The 15,406-nt window shown below is 63.2% G+C and carries 18 protein-coding genes; 6 read left to right on the forward strand and 12 right to left on the reverse strand.

All coding sequences use genetic code 11. The features are described 5' to 3' along the window. Entirely contained in the window at positions 1-753 is a 753-nt protein-coding gene (locus tag CK501_RS00330; protein WP_233128817.1) for a sulfite exporter TauE/SafE family protein, read from the forward strand. On the opposite strand, the gene arsH is transcribed toward CK501_RS00330, so the two are convergent. The 6 genes from arsH to CK501_RS00360 form a co-directional block, all read right to left on the reverse strand. Next, on the reverse strand, positions 754-1,434 hold the full coding sequence (gene arsH, locus CK501_RS00335) for an arsenical resistance protein ArsH (RefSeq protein WP_198949332.1): 681 nt from the start codon (positions 1,432-1,434) through the stop codon (positions 754-756). Positions 1,435-1,479: 45 nt separating this feature from the next. Next, positions 1,480-1,779, reverse strand: coding sequence for a CC/Se motif family (seleno)protein (locus tag CK501_RS00340; protein WP_095615743.1), 300 nt, complete (start codon positions 1,777-1,779; stop codon positions 1,480-1,482). Beyond that, entirely contained in the window at positions 1,776-2,816 is a 1,041-nt protein-coding gene (gene arsB, locus CK501_RS00345; protein ID WP_095616561.1) for an ACR3 family arsenite efflux transporter, read from the reverse strand. The genes CK501_RS00340 and arsB overlap by 4 nt, the downstream gene beginning before the upstream one ends. 35 nt (positions 2,817-2,851) lie before the next feature. Further along, positions 2,852-3,277, reverse strand: a complete 426-nt coding sequence (locus CK501_RS00350) for an arsenate reductase ArsC (RefSeq protein WP_095615744.1) — start codon at positions 3,275-3,277, stop codon at positions 2,852-2,854. Positions 3,278-3,286: 9 nt separating this feature from the next. Further along, entirely contained in the window at positions 3,287-3,625 is a 339-nt protein-coding gene (locus tag CK501_RS00355) for a metalloregulator ArsR/SmtB family transcription factor (protein WP_095615745.1), read from the reverse strand. 77 nt (positions 3,626-3,702) lie between these two features. Then, positions 3,703-4,140 (reverse strand): PGPGW domain-containing protein, encoded by a 438-nt coding sequence (locus CK501_RS00360; RefSeq protein ID WP_198949333.1) that lies wholly within the window; start codon positions 4,138-4,140, stop codon positions 3,703-3,705. 172 nt (positions 4,141-4,312) lie between these two features. On the opposite strand from CK501_RS00360, the gene CK501_RS00365 reads away from it, so the two are divergent. The 3 genes from CK501_RS00365 to CK501_RS00375 all read left to right on the forward strand — a co-directional run bounded on the left by CK501_RS00365 (position 4,313) and on the right by CK501_RS00375 (position 7,551). Continuing rightward, positions 4,313-5,635, forward strand: a complete 1,323-nt coding sequence (locus tag CK501_RS00365; RefSeq protein ID WP_095615746.1) for an SAM-dependent methyltransferase — start codon at positions 4,313-4,315, stop codon at positions 5,633-5,635. After that, positions 5,635-6,771 (forward strand): NAD(P)/FAD-dependent oxidoreductase, encoded by a 1,137-nt coding sequence (locus CK501_RS00370; protein ID WP_095615747.1) that lies wholly within the window; start codon positions 5,635-5,637, stop codon positions 6,769-6,771. The genes CK501_RS00365 and CK501_RS00370 overlap by 1 nt, the downstream gene beginning before the upstream one ends. Before the next feature lie 129 nt (positions 6,772-6,900). Next, the gene (locus CK501_RS00375) at positions 6,901-7,551 is read left to right on the forward strand and encodes a DsbA family oxidoreductase (RefSeq protein WP_095615748.1); all 651 of its coding nucleotides are present in this window, start codon (positions 6,901-6,903) and stop codon (positions 7,549-7,551) included. A 15-nt stretch (positions 7,552-7,566) separates the two neighbouring features. Here the strand turns inward: CK501_RS00375 and CK501_RS00380 are convergent, their stop codons facing one another. The 4 genes from CK501_RS00380 to CK501_RS00395 are packed head-to-tail and all read right to left on the reverse strand — an operon-like array spanning position 7,567 to position 11,484. After that, positions 7,567-8,622, reverse strand: a complete 1,056-nt coding sequence (locus CK501_RS00380; protein ID WP_095615749.1) for a mechanosensitive ion channel family protein — start codon at positions 8,620-8,622, stop codon at positions 7,567-7,569. Further along, entirely contained in the window at positions 8,622-10,040 is a 1,419-nt protein-coding gene (locus CK501_RS00385) for an NAD(P)(+) transhydrogenase (Re/Si-specific) subunit beta (RefSeq protein ID WP_095615750.1), read from the reverse strand. Before CK501_RS00385 ends, CK501_RS00380 begins: the two co-directional genes overlap by 1 nt. An 11-nt stretch (positions 10,041-10,051) precedes the next feature. Next, complete coding sequence (locus CK501_RS00390) at positions 10,052-10,357, reverse strand: NAD(P) transhydrogenase subunit alpha (RefSeq protein WP_077531660.1); 306 nt, start codon at positions 10,355-10,357, stop codon at positions 10,052-10,054. A 2-nt stretch (positions 10,358-10,359) separates the two neighbouring features. Continuing rightward, positions 10,360-11,484 (reverse strand): NAD(P) transhydrogenase subunit alpha, encoded by a 1,125-nt coding sequence (locus CK501_RS00395; protein WP_095615751.1) that lies wholly within the window; start codon positions 11,482-11,484, stop codon positions 10,360-10,362. A gap of 103 nt (positions 11,485-11,587) precedes the next feature. On the opposite strand from CK501_RS00395, the gene CK501_RS00400 reads away from it, so the two are divergent. Next, positions 11,588-12,331, forward strand: a complete 744-nt coding sequence (locus CK501_RS00400) for a secretin N-terminal domain-containing protein (protein WP_158222997.1) — start codon at positions 11,588-11,590, stop codon at positions 12,329-12,331. 19 nt (positions 12,332-12,350) lie between these two features. Here the strand turns inward: CK501_RS00400 and CK501_RS00405 are convergent, their stop codons facing one another. Next, positions 12,351-12,854 (reverse strand): DnaJ domain-containing protein, encoded by a 504-nt coding sequence (locus CK501_RS00405; protein ID WP_158222998.1) that lies wholly within the window; start codon positions 12,852-12,854, stop codon positions 12,351-12,353. A gap of 95 nt (positions 12,855-12,949) precedes the next feature. Here CK501_RS00405 and CK501_RS00410 point away from each other — a divergent pair, with 95 nt between their 5' ends. Next, complete coding sequence (locus tag CK501_RS00410) at positions 12,950-13,765, forward strand: inositol monophosphatase family protein (protein WP_095615754.1); 816 nt, start codon at positions 12,950-12,952, stop codon at positions 13,763-13,765. 5 nt (positions 13,766-13,770) lie between these two features. Here the strand turns inward: CK501_RS00410 and CK501_RS00415 are convergent, their stop codons facing one another. After that, complete coding sequence (locus CK501_RS00415; RefSeq protein WP_095615755.1) at positions 13,771-15,387, reverse strand: methyl-accepting chemotaxis protein; 1,617 nt, start codon at positions 15,385-15,387, stop codon at positions 13,771-13,773. Positions 15,388-15,406: the final 19 nt, after the last annotated feature.

The following is a 15,406-nucleotide window of genomic DNA, read 5'->3' on the forward strand; positions in this document are numbered from 1 at the left end:
GTGGAGCCCCTGCTCACCTGGACAATGCTGGTGGCGGCAGCCTTTCTGGGGGGCGGCATCAATGCCGTAGCCGGGGGCGGTAGTTTCTTCACCTTCCCGGCACTGGTGTGGGCCGGCGTGCCACCGGTGGCCGCCAACGCCTCCGGGACCATGGCGCTGCTCCCCGGCTACATGGCCAGCACCTGGGGGTTCCGCGAGGATCTGAAGGCACCGGAGCAACTCTCCATGGCAGCAGTCCTGGCCACCAGCCTGATCGGTGGCAGCCTCGGAGCCGGCCTTCTACTGATCACACCGGATGCGGTCTTCAGCGATATCGTCCCCTGGCTGCTGCTGGCCGCCACCCTGCTGTTCGCCCTCGGGCCACGCCTGCTGCGTAACCTGAATACCAGCGGAGGCGAGTCCCGCCCTGGCGTCCAGATCACAGCACTTCTGGCGGTCTGTATCTACGGCGGCTACTTCAATGGCGGCCTCGGAATCGTGCTTCTGGCCACTTTCGGGCTGCTCGGCCACACCGGTCTCAACCGGATGCAGGGCCTCAAGAACCTCATCTCCGCCGTACTTACCGCTATCGCCGTGGCACTCTATGCCATCGGCGGGGCCATTATCTGGATCAAGGCCCTGGTCATGATGATCTCGGCGGTGGCGGGCGGCTATGTGGTCGCAAGGGTAGCCCGGAAGCTGCCGGAGGCGACCATACGCGCCGTGGTCATCGTCACGGGCGCGATCATGACAGCGGTGTTCTTCCTCAACTGATCAGTCTTCCGCCTTACGCTCCGAATAACGGCTGACCAGATACTCCGAGCGATCACGCAGCAGCAGGGTAAACTTCACCAGCTCCTCCATCACGTCCACTACCCGGTCGTAGAGCGGTGACGGCAGCATCCGGCCCGCCTCATCGAATTCCTGGTAGGCCTTGGGCACGGAGGACTGGTTGGGGATGGTGATCATGCGCATCCAGCGCCCGAGGATACGCAGGTTGTTCACCGCGTTGAACGACTGGGAACCGCCGGAGACCTGCATCACCGCCAGGGTCCGTCCCTGGGTGGGCCGCACGCCGCCGACCGAAAGCGGCAGCCAGTCGATCTGGGTCTTCATGATCCCGGTCATGTTGCCATGACGCTCCGGGCTGACCCAGACGTGCGCCTCGGACCACTGGGAAAGCTCCCGAAGTTCCTGCACCTTGGGGTGATCCGCCTCCGCATCGTCCGGCAGCGGCAGGCCCGAGGGATTGAACATTCGGGTCTCGGCGCCGAACTCATGCAGAAGGCGCTGCGCCTCCTCGGCCAGGAAGCGGCTGTAGGAGCGCTCCCTGAGGGAGCCGTAGAGCAGCAGGACCCGGGGTGGATGGGTGCTGCCGGGACTGTTCAGTTTCTCAAGATCCGGATGATCCAGGAACGTCCGGTCCACGTTCGGCAGATCCGCATTTTCTGACACTGTACTGTTCCTCACCTATCCCATTTAAAGCAGCGCGCTAACGTCTCAACCCGCCGCCAGTTCAACACCGTCAACGAAAAGCCGCCGGAACCCCAGAAACCCTTCCAGCCGCACCGTCAGCGGATGCTCAATCCGAAGATCATCCGCCACATGGACGCGGATGCCCTCCCTGGTCTCAGAAACGTAGCCAGTGGGATCTTCCGGCTCGCCCAGGTCTGCCACGGGCACGGATGCCGAACCACCACAACAGCCATGGCGGGTGGAAGCGCGCAGCATCATGCTGCCACCCTGCCGGGCGACCCAGTCCCTGGCCTCGGGTGTTATCTCAATGTCGAGCCCGGTCATCGCCCACTCGCCTGCACTTCCGGGAAATACTGGCGGGTCTGGTTCGCAATCCAAACCAGCCCCAGCATCAAGGGCACCTCAACCAGCACACCGACCACCGTGGCCAGTGCCGCCCCGGACTGCAGCCCGAACAGTGAAATGGCCGCCGCCACCGCCAGCTCAAAGAAGTTGCTGGCGCCAATCATGGCCCCCGGCGCGGCCACGGAGTGGGGGACCTTCCAGGCCTTGGCCCAGCCATAGGCGAGCAGGAAGATGAGAACAGTCTGGACAATAAGCGGCACGGCAATCAGCGCGATATGCAGCGGATTCTGGAGAATCACCTCACCCTGGAAGGCGAACAGCAGCACCAGGGTCAGGATCAGGCCAACGGGGGTTACCGGGCCCAACCGCTTCATGAAAACGTTATCGAAGTAATCAATGCCCTTTCTGGCAATCACGTAGCGGCGCGTGGCATAGCCGGCCGTCAGGGGAATCACGATGTAGAGGAAGACTGAAAGCGCGATGGTGTCCCAGGGAACAATGATGTTCGACAGCCCCAGAAGCACCATCACGATAGGGGCGAAGGCGAACAGCATAATGATGTCGTTCAGCGAGACCTGCACCAGGGTGTAGGCCGCGTCACCGCGCGTCAGGTAACTCCAGACGAACACCATGGCCGTGCAGGGGGCGGCCCCCAACAGGATGGCCCCGGCCAGGTACTGGCGTGCCATATCCTCGGCAATGAAGGGCGCGAACACCACCAGCAGGAAGAACCAGGCAATGGCAAACATGGTGAAGGGCTTGATCAGCCAGTTCACGGCGGTAGTAATAACCAACCCTTTGGGCTGACGGCGGACGCCCGCGATGGAGGCAAAATCCACCTGCACCATCATCGGGAAGATCATGGCCCAGATCAGGATCGCGACCGGGATCGACACCTGCGCGTACTCAAAGCGCGACAGCACATCCGGCACCACCGGCGCGAACTGCCCCAGGGCAATGCCAATCACAATCGCAAGTGCCACCCAGACCGACAGGTAGCGCTCGAACAGGCCCATACCCTCCTTGATGTTCGGGGTATCATCAGTGCTACTCACGCTTGACCTCCATCAACTTCATCGCGGATCAGGGATTCAACCCGTGCCCTGATGTCATCCCGAACGGCACGGAACTGCTCCATAATCGTCTCGTCCGACCCCTGGGCTTTTGCCGGGTCCGGCAGTCCCCAATGGCGCTTTTCGGTACCCGGCGGCAGCATCGGACAGGACTCGTCCGCATCACCGCAGACCGTGACCACCAGATCCGCCCATTCCAGGTGCGCATCCGTCAGGATGGTGGACGCCTGATCCCGGATATCCACGCTGGCCTCATCCATCACCTTGATGGCCCTCGGGTTCTGGCCATGGGCTTCCAGACCGGCGGAATCCACGCTCACGCGATCCCCGGCCAAATGCCGCAGGACCCCCTCGGCCATCTGGGAGCGACAGGAGTTACCGGTACACACGAACAACACATTCATCGTCAAACCTCATTGGGCCGTTTCTAAAGAAGGGCGTTGAGTCATGCAGGAAAGACGGGCACTGAGCTCGCCCAAATCCCGCGCCTCCAGCGCCGAGCGCAGGACCTGGCGAGCCCAGTCAGGAAGGTCCGTGGCCAGACGGTAATGCACCCACTGTCCCCGGCGCTCATCCTGCACAATGCCCTGATCCCGGAGCTGGGAAAGGTGGCGCGAGATACGCGGCTGTGAAAGCTCAAGGGCCGCAACCAGCTCGCAGACACAGAGCCGCCCTTCCTGCTCAAGGAGCAACAGGCTGTTCAGCCGGGTGGTGTCTGAAAGCGCACGGAAGAACTGCTCAGGCGTTACCATATCCGCATATCCATATATGTACAATCGCGATCCTACACGGAGTGAGGCGTCATGAAAAGATCCACACTGCCCTGAATCTACAGCGACGGAAACTCGAGCTCGGGCACCCCCCAGCGCCGCCGGATCCAGTTGATGGACCGGAACACGGCCGGGCGCTCAACCACCCAGCGTTCCAGGCGGTATTTGCCCGGGAAGTTGAGAAGCGTCAGCGAGATGAGGATGGTCAGAAGCCCCTGCCCCGGCAGCACCAACATCGCGATCCCTGCAAGAAGAAGGATCAGGCCCAGAAGGTTCTTCAGAATGAGTGCCAGCACCCCCAGCAGCGGATAGCGGCCCTGGAGGAGATAGCGCTGGCGGCGCGGCCGGGTGAAATAGTCCGACGGAATCCGGGCGATGACGAACGGCACCGCCACCAGCGTGGCCACAAACATCAGGAGGGAGACGCCCCCAAGGGCCCACAGGAGGGTTTCATGGCGCTCAAACCAGCGGACCAGCATTGCAAACAGTGCTTCCATCAGTTACTCCCGGAAAACCAGCGCCAAGGCTAGCGCGTTCCGTCGCCACTGCGAAGGCCCTTGGAGAATGGCAACGTGGCCCCCATCACATCCTACAGTTGCCGCATGAACTGATCACTTCCTATACTCGATACCGTATGGGGAGATAACAACCGGATGCTGGAGGGCACCTATGGAACAGAAAACCCCTCAAAGGGAAACGGCTCGGTCATTCCGAAGTGACCGCTTTTCACCGCTGGGTCTGACGCAGTCACTCATTGAGCCGAACAGCACCGCCACCGGCGCCGAGCGCTGGATGGCGGAAAAATTCCTGTCGGTAGCCGGCAACCCGCCCCTGACCCTGGATCTATGGGGAACCCAGGAGATCACGCCCTCCGGGCAGAGCCCACGGTACCGCCTGCGGGTGGCGGACCGTTCCGCCCTGTATGAACTCATGACCAACCCGAACCTGGCCTTCGGCGACCTCTACAGCGAAGGGCGGCTGGAGATGGACGGCCACATGCCGGATCTTCTCACGGATCTCTACCGCTCACTGGACCAGGCCTACGAGAAGCTGCCGCTGTTCCTGCGCATGCTGTGGCGCGACCAGGCACCACGCTCGACCAGCCTCAAGGCCGCGAAGGACAACATTCATCACCATTACGACATGGGCAACGATTTCTACCAGCTCTGGCTGGACCGGGCCCAGATGCAGTACACCTGCGCCTACTACGAGGACCCGGACATTACCCTGGAACAGGCCCAGCTCGCCAAGCTTGAGCTGGTCTGCCGCAAGCTGCAGCTCCAGCCCGGCGAGACCGTGGTGGAAGCCGGCTGTGGCTGGGGCGGACTCGCCCGCTACATGGCGAAGCACTACGGCGTGAAGGTGCGCGCGTTCAACATTTCCGAGGAACAGGTGACCTTCGCGCGCGAGAAAGCGAAGGAGGAAGGCCTGGAGAACCAGGTGGAGTACGTGCTGGACGATTACCGCAACATCTCCGGCCTGTACGACCGGTTCGTGTCCGTGGGCATGCTCGAACACGTGGGAACCGACTACTATCCGGACCTGGCCGCGGTCATCCGCCGGCACATGAAAACCGAGGGCCTGGCACTGGTTCATTCCATTGGGCGCAACTACCCGATGCGCACCAACGCCTGGATCGAGAAGCGGATCTTCCCCGGCGCCTATCCGCCCAGCATCACCGAATTCACCAGCATCGGCGAGGCCGGTCCCTTCTCGGTGCTGGATGTGGAGAACCTGAGGCTGCATTACGCCGAAACCCTGGAGGACTGGCTCGCCCGCTTTGAGGCCAACATCGACACCGTGCGCGAGATGTACGGTGAGAACTTCGTCCGGGCCTGGCGTCTCTACCTGGCCGGCTCGATCGCCTCGTTCCGGGCGAACGCACTCCAGCTGTTCCAGATGGTGCTGGCGCACCCCGAGAACAACAATGTGCCGCGCAACCGCAAACACCTCTACACCAGTTCCAACGTGCCGCCGGAGGGCAGTTACTGATGGTACAGCGCTATGATGCACTGATCGTTGGTGGCGGGCCGGCCGGCTCCACCATGGCACGGACCCTGACGCAGCGGGGCTACCGCACCCTGGTGGTCGACAAGCAGACCTTCCCCCGGGACAAAACCTGCGCGGGCTGGGTCACGCCCGCCGTGCTGGAGCTCCTGGCCATCAACCCGGATGACTACCGGCGGGAGAACATCATGCAGCCCATACACCGCTTCCGCATCGGCATGATGGGGCAGAAGGCGGTGGAGAATGACCATGGCAGCGAGCCCGTCAGCTACGGCATCCGCCGCTGTGAGTTCGACCACTACCTGCTCGAGCGCAGCGGCAGCGATCGGGCCGAGGGCGTCAAGTTCAAGTCCCTGGAACGCACCGACGACGGCGAATGGTGCCTGAACGGCGAGTACCAGGCGCCGCTGGTCATCGGCGCCGGTGGTCACTTCTGCCCGGTAGCGGCCACGATCGGCGAAGGCCCCGGCAGCCACGAAACCTCGGTGACCGCCAAGGAAGTGGAATTCGAGATGACGCCGGAGCAGGCCCGGCACTGCCGGGTCCGCGAGGATACACCGGAACTCTGGTTCTGCCGCGACCTGATGGGCTACGCCTGGGTCTTCCGCAAGGACAACTTCCTCAACATCGGTCTCGGCCGCGAGGACCCGGACGACCTCAAGCAGCACCTCAACAGTTTTGTCGCGAGAATGCAGGCCGAGGAGCGGATACCCGACGACCTGCCCGGGAAGTTCAAGGGCCATGCCTACCTGCTCTACGACCATGCGGAAAGACCGCTGGTCGATGACGGCATCCTCCTGATCGGCGATTCCGCCGGCCTCGCTTACACCCAGAGCGGTGAAGGCATTCGCCCGGCCGTGGAATCCGCCTTCCTGGCGGCCGATGTCATCCAGGAAGCGCCGGATTACCGCGCTGCCAGCCTCCAGCCCTACGCCGACCGCCTGCGCGAGCGTTTCGGCACCCGCGAGGTGGAGCACGAGGGCGGCGGCCTGGACCTTCCGGACTGGGCCAAACTGCGCATCGCCCCGGCGCTCATGAAAACGCACTGGTTCACGCGCCGGGTGGTGACCGAACGCTGGTTCCTGCACGAGCATGTACCGGCGCTGGAGACCGCGTCCTGACGACAAGCCGAGTTCGCCAGTCCCCGCGTCACGGGTGATCTTCGTCACCATGGCCGACGGGGATTGTACCCGCCCCGAGCGATCCCCAGAATCAGGGCATCAGTCATCCCAGAACCAGGCCGTTTCCCCATGACCAACCTGCATATCGACATCGTTTCCGACATCGCCTGCCCCTGGTGCGCCATTGGCTATGCCCGTCTGGAGCAGGCGATGGACCAGCTCTCCGGCGAATTCAATTTCACGGTGAGCTGGCATCCGTTCGAACTCAACCCGGACAAGGACGCCGACGGCGAACCCATCCTGCAGGCCCTGAGCCGTAAGTACGGCCGCAGCCCCGAGGAAATGGAGAAGGCCCAGAACGACATGACGGCCATTGCCCACGAACTCGGCCTGAATTTCGAGCGCATGCAGGAGCGCTACACCCGGAATACCTTCAACGCACACCGGCTGGTCATGTGGGCCGGCGAACAGAACCGCCAGACCGAGATGAAAAAGGCCTTCTTTGAGGCCTATTTCGGGCGCGCGGCCGATATTTCAGACGATGAGGTACTGCTGGAATGCGTGGCTACCATCGGCCTGGATACGGACGAGGCGCGCCGGGTCCTGGATGAGGGCGACTACGCGGAGGCTGTCCGGAAGGAAGAGGCCTATTACCAGAAGGCCGGCATCTCCGCCGTCCCGGCCTACGTCATCAACCAGCAGTACCTGATCTCCGGCGCCCAGGAGCCGGATTACCTTGTTCAGGCATTCCGCGACATCCAGGCGGGCACCGCGGCCTGACCGGGGCGGGCGGACCTACTCCCCCGGGGTAACCAGTTCCGCCCGCATACGCGGCAGATACTCTGGATAATGGCCGTTCACGAATACGACTAGCGACTCGCGTATGGCACACCGCAGGTTCCAGAGCTGGGTGGAATCCGCTGCGCTCATCAGAAAACGGACCTGCATGCCGCGCTCCCCCGCCTCAATCACCTGAACCGATGCCGTCTTCCCATCCCATTCCGCGGAGGCCGCCAGCAGGCGTGAGAACTCCTCGCGCAGCGGCTCAAGGGGCATCGCGTAGTCCAGCCACAGCACAACCCCGCCCATGAGGTCCGTGTTGTGGCGGGTCCAGTTCTGGAAGGGATTCTCTATGAACCACTGCAGCGGCATAACGATCCGCCGCAGGTCCCACACCCGCAGCACCACGTAGGTGGCCGTAACCTCTTCGACCCAGCACCATTCGCCTTCCACGTTCAGCACATCATCAATACGGAAGGGTTCGGTAAGCGCGATCTGCATGCCCGCCAATAGATTGCCCAGGACCGGGCGTGCCGCGAACCCCAGGACGATCCCGCCGATACCGGCGGAGGCCAGGAGGCTGGCCCCGAACTGGCGCATGGGCTCGAACGTCATCAGCGCCAGACCGGCACCGATGATAACCACCAGAACGTTCAGGCCGCGCACCAGGAAGCGCGTCTGGGTCTCCACTTTCCGGGCTCGCCGCCACTCACCCGCCTCAACGGGATTGAGCGTGACGATGACATCGCCGATCGCCGAGGCGCACCGTACCGCCGCCCAGGTCACGGCCAGAATCAACAGCAGGCTGGCGGCATGCCGCATGCCGGACAGCAACGGCAGTTGATCCCCGACACCCTGCAATACCGCATTCACGGCAATCAGACACAGGGACACACCAATGGGGCCAGCGGCGGCATCCAGAAAAAGCCGCGCCGTGTCGGTGGCCCTCGTGAAGTGGCGAATGACAGCCAGTGACAGCCGATAGCCAACCAGCGTGGCGACTACCGCAAACACCACGGCCACCAGCGGGAACAGCCATGTCCCCAGCACAGTCTCCAGTGAAGCCAGCATCAGGCGTTACCGAGTGACTTGACCGCCTCGATCATCTCCACCATCACCTTCTGGGCATCGCCGTACACCATGTGGGTGTTATCCGCGAAGAAGAGCTCGTTCTCGACGCCGCTGTAGCCCCTGCCCTGACCGCGCTTGACCACGAAGGCTTGCTGCGCATGGTCCACGTTCAGGATGGGCATGCCGTAGATGGGGCTGGACTCGTTGCTGCGCGCCGCCGGGTTCACCACGTCATTGGCGCCAATCACCAGGGCCGCGTCCGACAGCGCGAACTCTTCGTTGATGTCCTCCAGGTCATGGATGATGTCATAGGGAATGCCCGCCTCTGCCAGGAGCACGTTCATGTGCCCCGGCATGCGCCCGGCCACGGGATGGATCGCGAAAGCCACCTCGACACCCTGCTTCTGCAGCAGCTTCACGAACTCGTAAAGCTTGTGCTGGGCCTGCGCCACCGCCAGCCCATAGCCGGGAACAATGATCACCTTCGATCCGTAGTACATGGAGATAGCGGCATCCGACGCATCCACCGATTTCATGGAGCCCTCGATACCGCCGGAGCCATCATCCTCCTCACCGAAGTTCGAGAAGATGACGTTGCTCACCGAGCGGTTCATGGCTTTCGCCATCAGGAAGGTCAGCAGGGTACCCGCCGAGCCCACCACGGTACCGGCAATGATCATCGCCGGGTTCTGGAGCACGAAGCCCTCAAACGCCACGGCCAGGCCGGTGAAGGCGTTGTAGAGCGAAATGACCACGGGCATATCCGCGCCGCCGATGGGGGTTGTCAGCAGCACCCCCAGTACCAGAGCGGCAATGAAGAAGAGTGTGATGCCGGTGGTGGGCACGCCACCGGCACCGACGATCAGGACATAGAGCGCAAACAGCGCGGCCAGCGCCAGCAGCCCACCATTAACCAATTGCTGGGCGCTGAAACGAAGGGTCCTGTTGAGCCGGCCATCCAGCTTGGCCCAGGCGACGACCGAGCCCGAGAGGGCCACCGCGCCGATCAGACCACCAACCAGCGCCAGAACCGTCACCACGAAACCGTAGTGCTGGGCATTACCGGAATACAGCTCCACGGCCGCGATGGCCGCCGCGGCGCCACCGCCCATGCCGTTGTAGAGCGCCACCATCTGCGGCATGCCCGTCATCTCGACGCGCTTGCCGCTGCGCCAGGCCCAGGCCACACCAATCCCCAGCGCCACCAGGGCCAGCAGGAAATTGGTGCCAAGGTGCTCCGAGGCCGCCGGGCGTACGTCGAAGGCATACAGGAAGGCGGCCGCGACCGCGATCACCATGCCCCAGCCCGCAACACGGATGCCGGAGGGCGCGGTCACGGGGCTCGCCATGCGCTTGAGCCCGTAGATGAACAGCAGGGTCGCGACAAAGAAAGCCGCTGCGATCAGGAAATTCACCATGATTGTGCCCCTCAGTCCTGCCGGTCGCTGGATTTGAACATGTCGAGCATGCGGTCGGTCACCACATAACCGCCGGCCGCATTACCCGCGCCCAGAAGCACGCCGATGAAACCAATGGTCTGCTCCAGCGGTGTGGCGGCATTGAGCAGGGCCCAGATGGCGCCCACCACCACGATGCCGTGCACGAAGTTGGAGCCGGACATCAGCGGCGTATGCAGGATCGCCGGTACCCGTCCGATGATCTCGTAGCCGGTGAAGGCCGCCAGCATGAAGATATAGAGCGCAACAAAGCCGGTAATGGCCGTGGTGGCGTCCATGATCAGTCCCCCCTGACGGCTTCGGCCGCCGCTTCGTTCCGGATTTCGCCCGCGTGCGTGAGGCACGACCGGGCAATGACCTCATCCTCCCAGTTGAGCTGGATCTCGCCGTCCTCGACGATCAGCCCCAGGAAGTTGAGCAGGTTCTTGGCATAGAGCTCGGAAGCATGCTCGGCCAGCAGACTGGGTACGTTCAGGGGCGCCACGATGGAGATGCTGCCCTCCTCCACCGTTTCCCCCGGTCTGGTCAGTGGTGTGTTACCGCCCCCGTCGGCGGCCAGATCCACGATCACCGCCCCGGGTTTCATGCCGCGGATCTGCTCCTCGCTGAGCACCTTCGGGCTCTCCCGCCCCGGGATATTGGCGGTGGTGATCACCGCATCCGCATTCTGGACATGGCGTGTCACCACTTCAGCCGCCTGGGCTTTCTCCTCATCGGTCAGCTCCCGGGCATAACCGCCCTCGCCAGTCGCGGAGACCCCGGTGTCCACGAACTTCGCGCCCAGCGATTCCACCTGCTCCGCGGCCTCGCTGCGCACGTCATAGCCTTCCACCATGGCTCCCAGGCGCCGTGCGGTGGCAATGGCCTGCAGCCCGGCGACACCGGCACCGATGACCAGCACCTTGGCCGGGCGGATGGACCCCACCGCCGTGGTCATCATGGGCAGGATACGATGCAGGTTGGTCGCCGCCAGAAGCCCGCCGTAATAGCCCGCCAGGGCGGCCTGGGTGGAGAGCGCGTCCATGGCCTGGGCGCGCGTGATGCGTGGCACCAGGTCCATGGCAAAACAGGTGATCTCCTGCTCCATCAGGGCTTCCACGACCTTGGGCTCCCGGTGCGCGTAGACAAAGGACAGAAGGACACTGCCCTTTTTCATTTTCCGGATCTCGGACGGGCTGGGGGCCTGGACGCTGAGCACGATATCCGCCTTGCCCAGCTCCAGCTTCCCGACATGGATGCCGGCATCCTCATAGGCCTCGTCCGGAATCCGGGCCGCTTCACCAGCCCCTTTCTGGATCCGGACCTCGGTCCCCAGCTTTTCCAGCTTGGGCGCCACCGCGGGCACCACGGCCACCCGCTTTTCGTTGGCCCGTGTTTCCCGGGGCGCAGTGATGGTCACCGTCATAGCGGCACTCCCTCGTTAGCAGGATGCTATCCTGAGCATGAAACGGTCGCGCACCTTCTGCCGGTGCGATACCCTGAGCATAGATGGAATTCCATGGAATATCATGAAACCAGCCAACCGCAACCTGATTCTGATCTGTCTGTCACTGCTGCTGGCCGTACCGGCGGCACTCGCCGCTCCGGAAAGCCATGTGTTTGAACTGGAGAACCGGCGGGCTCAGACAGTTGTCCCGCAGCTGCGCAACCTCTACGGGGAAGAGATACAGCTCTCACCGGATGGCCAGAACCTGATGGTGCGCGCCGAGCCCGAGCAGCTCGCGGAGATCAAGACACTGCTCAGGCAGATCGACCAGCCGGTACGCCAGGTCCGGCTTTCCCTGCGCCACCGTGACATGGCATCGGGCGAAAATGATAACCGCGGCAGCAAGCGTGTCTACAGCACCCGTAAGGACTCCACCCGATCCCTGGTGGTCCAGGACCAGCAGATCGCACAGATCTCGTCCGGCCGTATCGCACGGCTGCCCGTGGCAGCGCGTGGTGGCAGGAACCCGATGGTGATTCTTGAGGAAGTGGATATGACCAGCGGCTTCCTGGTGCGCCCCTCGGTACTCAGTGAGGACCAGGTGGAACTGCACATCACGGCCATCCGCAAAGAGCCGGTACCTGGCCAGCCGGATTACGAAACCGCCGGGGTGGTCACCATCCGCAGGGTGAACCCCGGCGAATGGGTCGAGCTGGGAGAGGAGCGCCGGAGTGCCCGTACGCAGCAGGGCAGCCGCGCCTACAGTACACAGTCAAAAGGCAGCCGACTCTGGGAAGTAAAGGTGAACGTGCTTCCGGCCCGCTGAGTACCGCCGGAAACCCGCTTTACCGCAGGGTCTTCAGCAGCACCTCCTTGGCCTCGTTCACCCTCGCAGCCAGCTCATCACTGCCCCCGTGGTCCGGATGCACCTTCTGGATCAGCCGCCGGTGGGCCTTCACGATCTCATCCCGGCCGGCATCCGCGGGCACGTTGAGCACATCACGGGCCTGTTCCGGATCCATGCGGCCCGAGTTGGTCGGTGGCGCCTGTTGGCCATTGTCGCGCTCCTGACCGGTATCCGTGCTGCCCCCGGCATTACGGATGCGTCGCCACAACAGCCAGAGCTGGAAGGCGCGCCAGCCACGGTGCGCAAAGGGCACGAGCGCCGCCAGCAGTCCTCCAATCACATGCAGCCGGCCGGTGACCACCAGCAGGGTACAGAGGGCACCCACGGCCACCGCCATCCCCCAGAACAGCCCCTTGCGCTTTTCCGCCGGATCCAGACGCGCCCACTGGCGCAGCAGCAGGAACAGCAGAACGGTGAGAGCAAGGCCGAGGATCAGATGCATTGGGTTTCCGTTTTTGTGGCCATACCGGGGGCCGGAGTACACTACGCGGCAGACCGACCCGATCCGCCACATCCTACCAGAGGGACCGCACCTCAATGCATGACGACCTGACCGCCATTACCGAATTCGCCGAGGAAACCGCCATCCAGGCCGGGGAGCTCATCATCCAGGAGCGCCGCCAGGGCAGCATGGAGCACAACTATAAGGATGCCACCGAACTGGTGACCCAGGCGGACATCAAGGCGGACGAGTTCATCGCTCAGCGCATTCGTGACGCCTATCCCGGTCACCGCATCCTCTCCGAGGAAGCCATGCCGGATCTCACCCAGGCGGAAAACCTGGATACACCGCTATGGATCGTCGACCCCATCGACGGAACGGTGAACTACGCCTACGGCCATGCCCAGGTGGCGGTGTCCATCGCCTACGCGGAAGAGGGGCGGGTCCGGACCGGCGTGGTCCACTGTCCCTTCCAGCAGGAAACCTTCATGGCCACCCATGGCCAGGGGGCGCTGCTCAACCGCATGCCGATCGAAGTCTCCGGCGCCAGCAACCTGCGCCAGAGCCTGATCGCCACCGGCTTCCCCTACGGCAAGGATGAGATCCCGACCCTCATCCGGCGCCTGGAACGGGTACTCACCCAGTGCCGTGACATCCGGCGCATTGGCTCCGCCGCCGTGGACATCTGCTGGGTGGCCTGTGGCCGGCTGGATGGTTACTACGAGAGCGTCAGCCCCTGGGACTTCGCCGCCGCCCGGCTGATCGCGCTGGAAGCCGGTGCCAGCTGCGGGCATTTCTCGGCGGTACCGGACGGCTACCCCGAGGACCTCTGGGGGCGGGATATCATCATCACCGCGCCCGGCATCCATTCGGCCCTCGGCGCATTACTCCCGGAGCCGGTGGCCGGGTGAGCACCTCAACGGATACGATTGGCCAGACTCGTGGCACTTGAGGCCATGGCCTCAAGCTCCGGTATCGTCTTCAGGTTGGCCTCAGAGGCCTCACTCATGGCCTCTGCCAGCTCAGACACCTCCGTGATGTTACGGCTGATATCCTCGCTGGTGCTGGTCTGTTCCTCGGCAGCGGTAGCCACCTGGGTGGTCGCATCCCGGATCTCGTTCATGCGGGCATTGATGTCCGTAATGATCTGCTGTACTTCCGAAACCTGTTGAACACACTCCTCGGTCACGGTTTCGCTCGCCTTCATATACTCGGTCGCCGCATCCGAGCCGGAAGCGATACTGCTTACTATCCCATCGATCTCACCGGTCGCCTCCTGGGTCTTGGCGGCAAGGTTACGCACCTCGTCCGCTACCACGGAAAAGCCGCGACCCGCCTCTCCGGCACGGGCAGCTTCAATGGCCGCATTCAACGCCAGCAGGTTGGTCTGGTCCGCGATCTCCCGGATCACTTCCATCACGCTGCTGACTTTCTTGTTGTTTTCCGCCAGGGCCACAACCGTCTCCGAGGTTGAGCGGACCTGCTCAGAAAGCCGGTTCATACTTGCCACGGACGTGGAGATGTTGGCATTGGCCCGATCCGTTTCTGAGGTGGTCTCATCCACACGTGTGGACACATTGGACGCATGCTGGGCCACCTCGCTGGCGGTTGAGGCCATCTCATTCATGGCCGTTGCCATCTGGTCGATCCGTTGCCTGGCCTGCTCCGAACGTTCGGCGACGTCCCGCGCCCCCGAACCCACCGTATCCCGGATGGTGGTCAGATCCGCAGCATTCGTCCGGGTGGTCTGCTGGATTTCATTCAGGAAGTCATGCAGCTTGCGCGTACCCTCGGCAAGCCGGCCGATCTCGTCCTGACGCTGCAGTGTGGGCTTCTCTCCCAGCTCACCGTCGCCCAGTTTCTCAAGCTGGCCCGCAATCAGCCGGGTCGGACGTATAACCTGGCGGTTGATCATCAGCGCGGTCACGATGGTCCCCAGCACCACCGCCAACAGCAACGCCGCACCAGCCAGCATGGTATTACTCCGGGCACTGGATTCGAGACGACTGGCTTCACCAGTGGCCAGTTCACGGATCCGGTCTGTGGCATTGGTGATCAGTCGTGCGGGCTCACGGTCAATACCTGCAACCGCCGCATCGCCGGCGGTATGATCAAACCCCGAATCCTCGAATTCCTGGAAGCCTTCCCGGTACGCTTCACCCATGCGTTGGTGAGCCGTCTGGAATCGTTCCAGCAGATCCCTCGCCCGGGCGTCTTCCACCAGAGGCAGCAGCTCGTCCAGGCTTGCCTGGATATTCGCCTCCTGTTCCCTGAACTGGGACCAGTACTTCTCCCGCTGATCCTGTTCATGCCCCCGCAGCAGTACGTTCTTCCACTCCTGGACCTGGGTCTTGAAGTCCGAGAGAACCCCTTGTGCCTCAATGGCTGCCCGCATATCCCGGGATGCAAGCTGGGAAAAGCTGTTGGTCAAACTGAGTGAGTAGGTCAGGTAGGCACCGGCTACCACGGCAACCACCAGGTTGACCACGATGATCACGGTGAGCACCTGACGGGCAATACTGCTGCGGATCATGATTGCAAAGCCTCCTGGT

It is taken from the genome of Halovibrio salipaludis (genome assembly GCF_002286965.1).
GTDB classification, from domain to species: Bacteria; Pseudomonadota; Gammaproteobacteria; order Pseudomonadales; family Oleiphilaceae; genus Halospina; species Halospina salipaludis.

What these genes read in the sequence shown, in the direction of transcription:
- CK501_RS00340 (WP_095615743.1), bottom strand. Translation starts at nt 1,779, where the DNA reads ATGACCGGGCTCGACATTGAGATAACACCCGAGGCCAGGGACTGGGTC.
- arsB (WP_095616561.1), bottom strand. Translation starts at nt 2,816, where the DNA reads ATGGGCCTGTTCGAGCGCTACCTGTCGGTCTGGGTGGCACTTGCGATT.
- CK501_RS00350 (WP_095615744.1), bottom strand. Translation starts at nt 3,277, where the DNA reads ATGAATGTGTTGTTCGTGTGTACCGGTAACTCCTGTCGCTCCCAGATG.
- CK501_RS00355 (WP_095615745.1), bottom strand. Translation starts at nt 3,625, where the DNA reads ATGGTAACGCCTGAGCAGTTCTTCCGTGCGCTTTCAGACACCACCCGG.
- CK501_RS00360 (WP_198949333.1), bottom strand. Translation starts at nt 4,140, where the DNA reads ATGGAAGCACTGTTTGCAATGCTGGTCCGCTGGTTTGAGCGCCATGAA.
- CK501_RS00365 (WP_095615746.1), top strand. Translation starts at nt 4,313, where the DNA reads ATGGAACAGAAAACCCCTCAAAGGGAAACGGCTCGGTCATTCCGAAGT.
- CK501_RS00370 (WP_095615747.1), top strand. Translation starts at nt 5,635, where the DNA reads ATGGTACAGCGCTATGATGCACTGATCGTTGGTGGCGGGCCGGCCGGC.
- CK501_RS00375 (WP_095615748.1), top strand. Translation starts at nt 6,901, where the DNA reads ATGACCAACCTGCATATCGACATCGTTTCCGACATCGCCTGCCCCTGG.
- CK501_RS00380 (WP_095615749.1), bottom strand. Translation starts at nt 8,622, where the DNA reads ATGCTGGCTTCACTGGAGACTGTGCTGGGGACATGGCTGTTCCCGCTG.
- CK501_RS00385 (WP_095615750.1), bottom strand. Translation starts at nt 10,040, where the DNA reads ATGGTGAATTTCCTGATCGCAGCGGCTTTCTTTGTCGCGACCCTGCTG.
- CK501_RS00390 (WP_077531660.1), bottom strand. Translation starts at nt 10,357, where the DNA reads ATGGACGCCACCACGGCCATTACCGGCTTTGTTGCGCTCTATATCTTC.
- CK501_RS00395 (WP_095615751.1), bottom strand. Translation starts at nt 11,484, where the DNA reads ATGACGGTGACCATCACTGCGCCCCGGGAAACACGGGCCAACGAAAAG.
- CK501_RS00400 (WP_158222997.1), top strand. Translation starts at nt 11,588, where the DNA reads ATGAAACCAGCCAACCGCAACCTGATTCTGATCTGTCTGTCACTGCTG.
- CK501_RS00405 (WP_158222998.1), bottom strand. Translation starts at nt 12,854, where the DNA reads ATGCATCTGATCCTCGGCCTTGCTCTCACCGTTCTGCTGTTCCTGCTG.
- CK501_RS00410 (WP_095615754.1), top strand. Translation starts at nt 12,950, where the DNA reads ATGCATGACGACCTGACCGCCATTACCGAATTCGCCGAGGAAACCGCC.
- CK501_RS00415 (WP_095615755.1), bottom strand. Translation starts at nt 15,387, where the DNA reads ATGATCCGCAGCAGTATTGCCCGTCAGGTGCTCACCGTGATCATCGTG.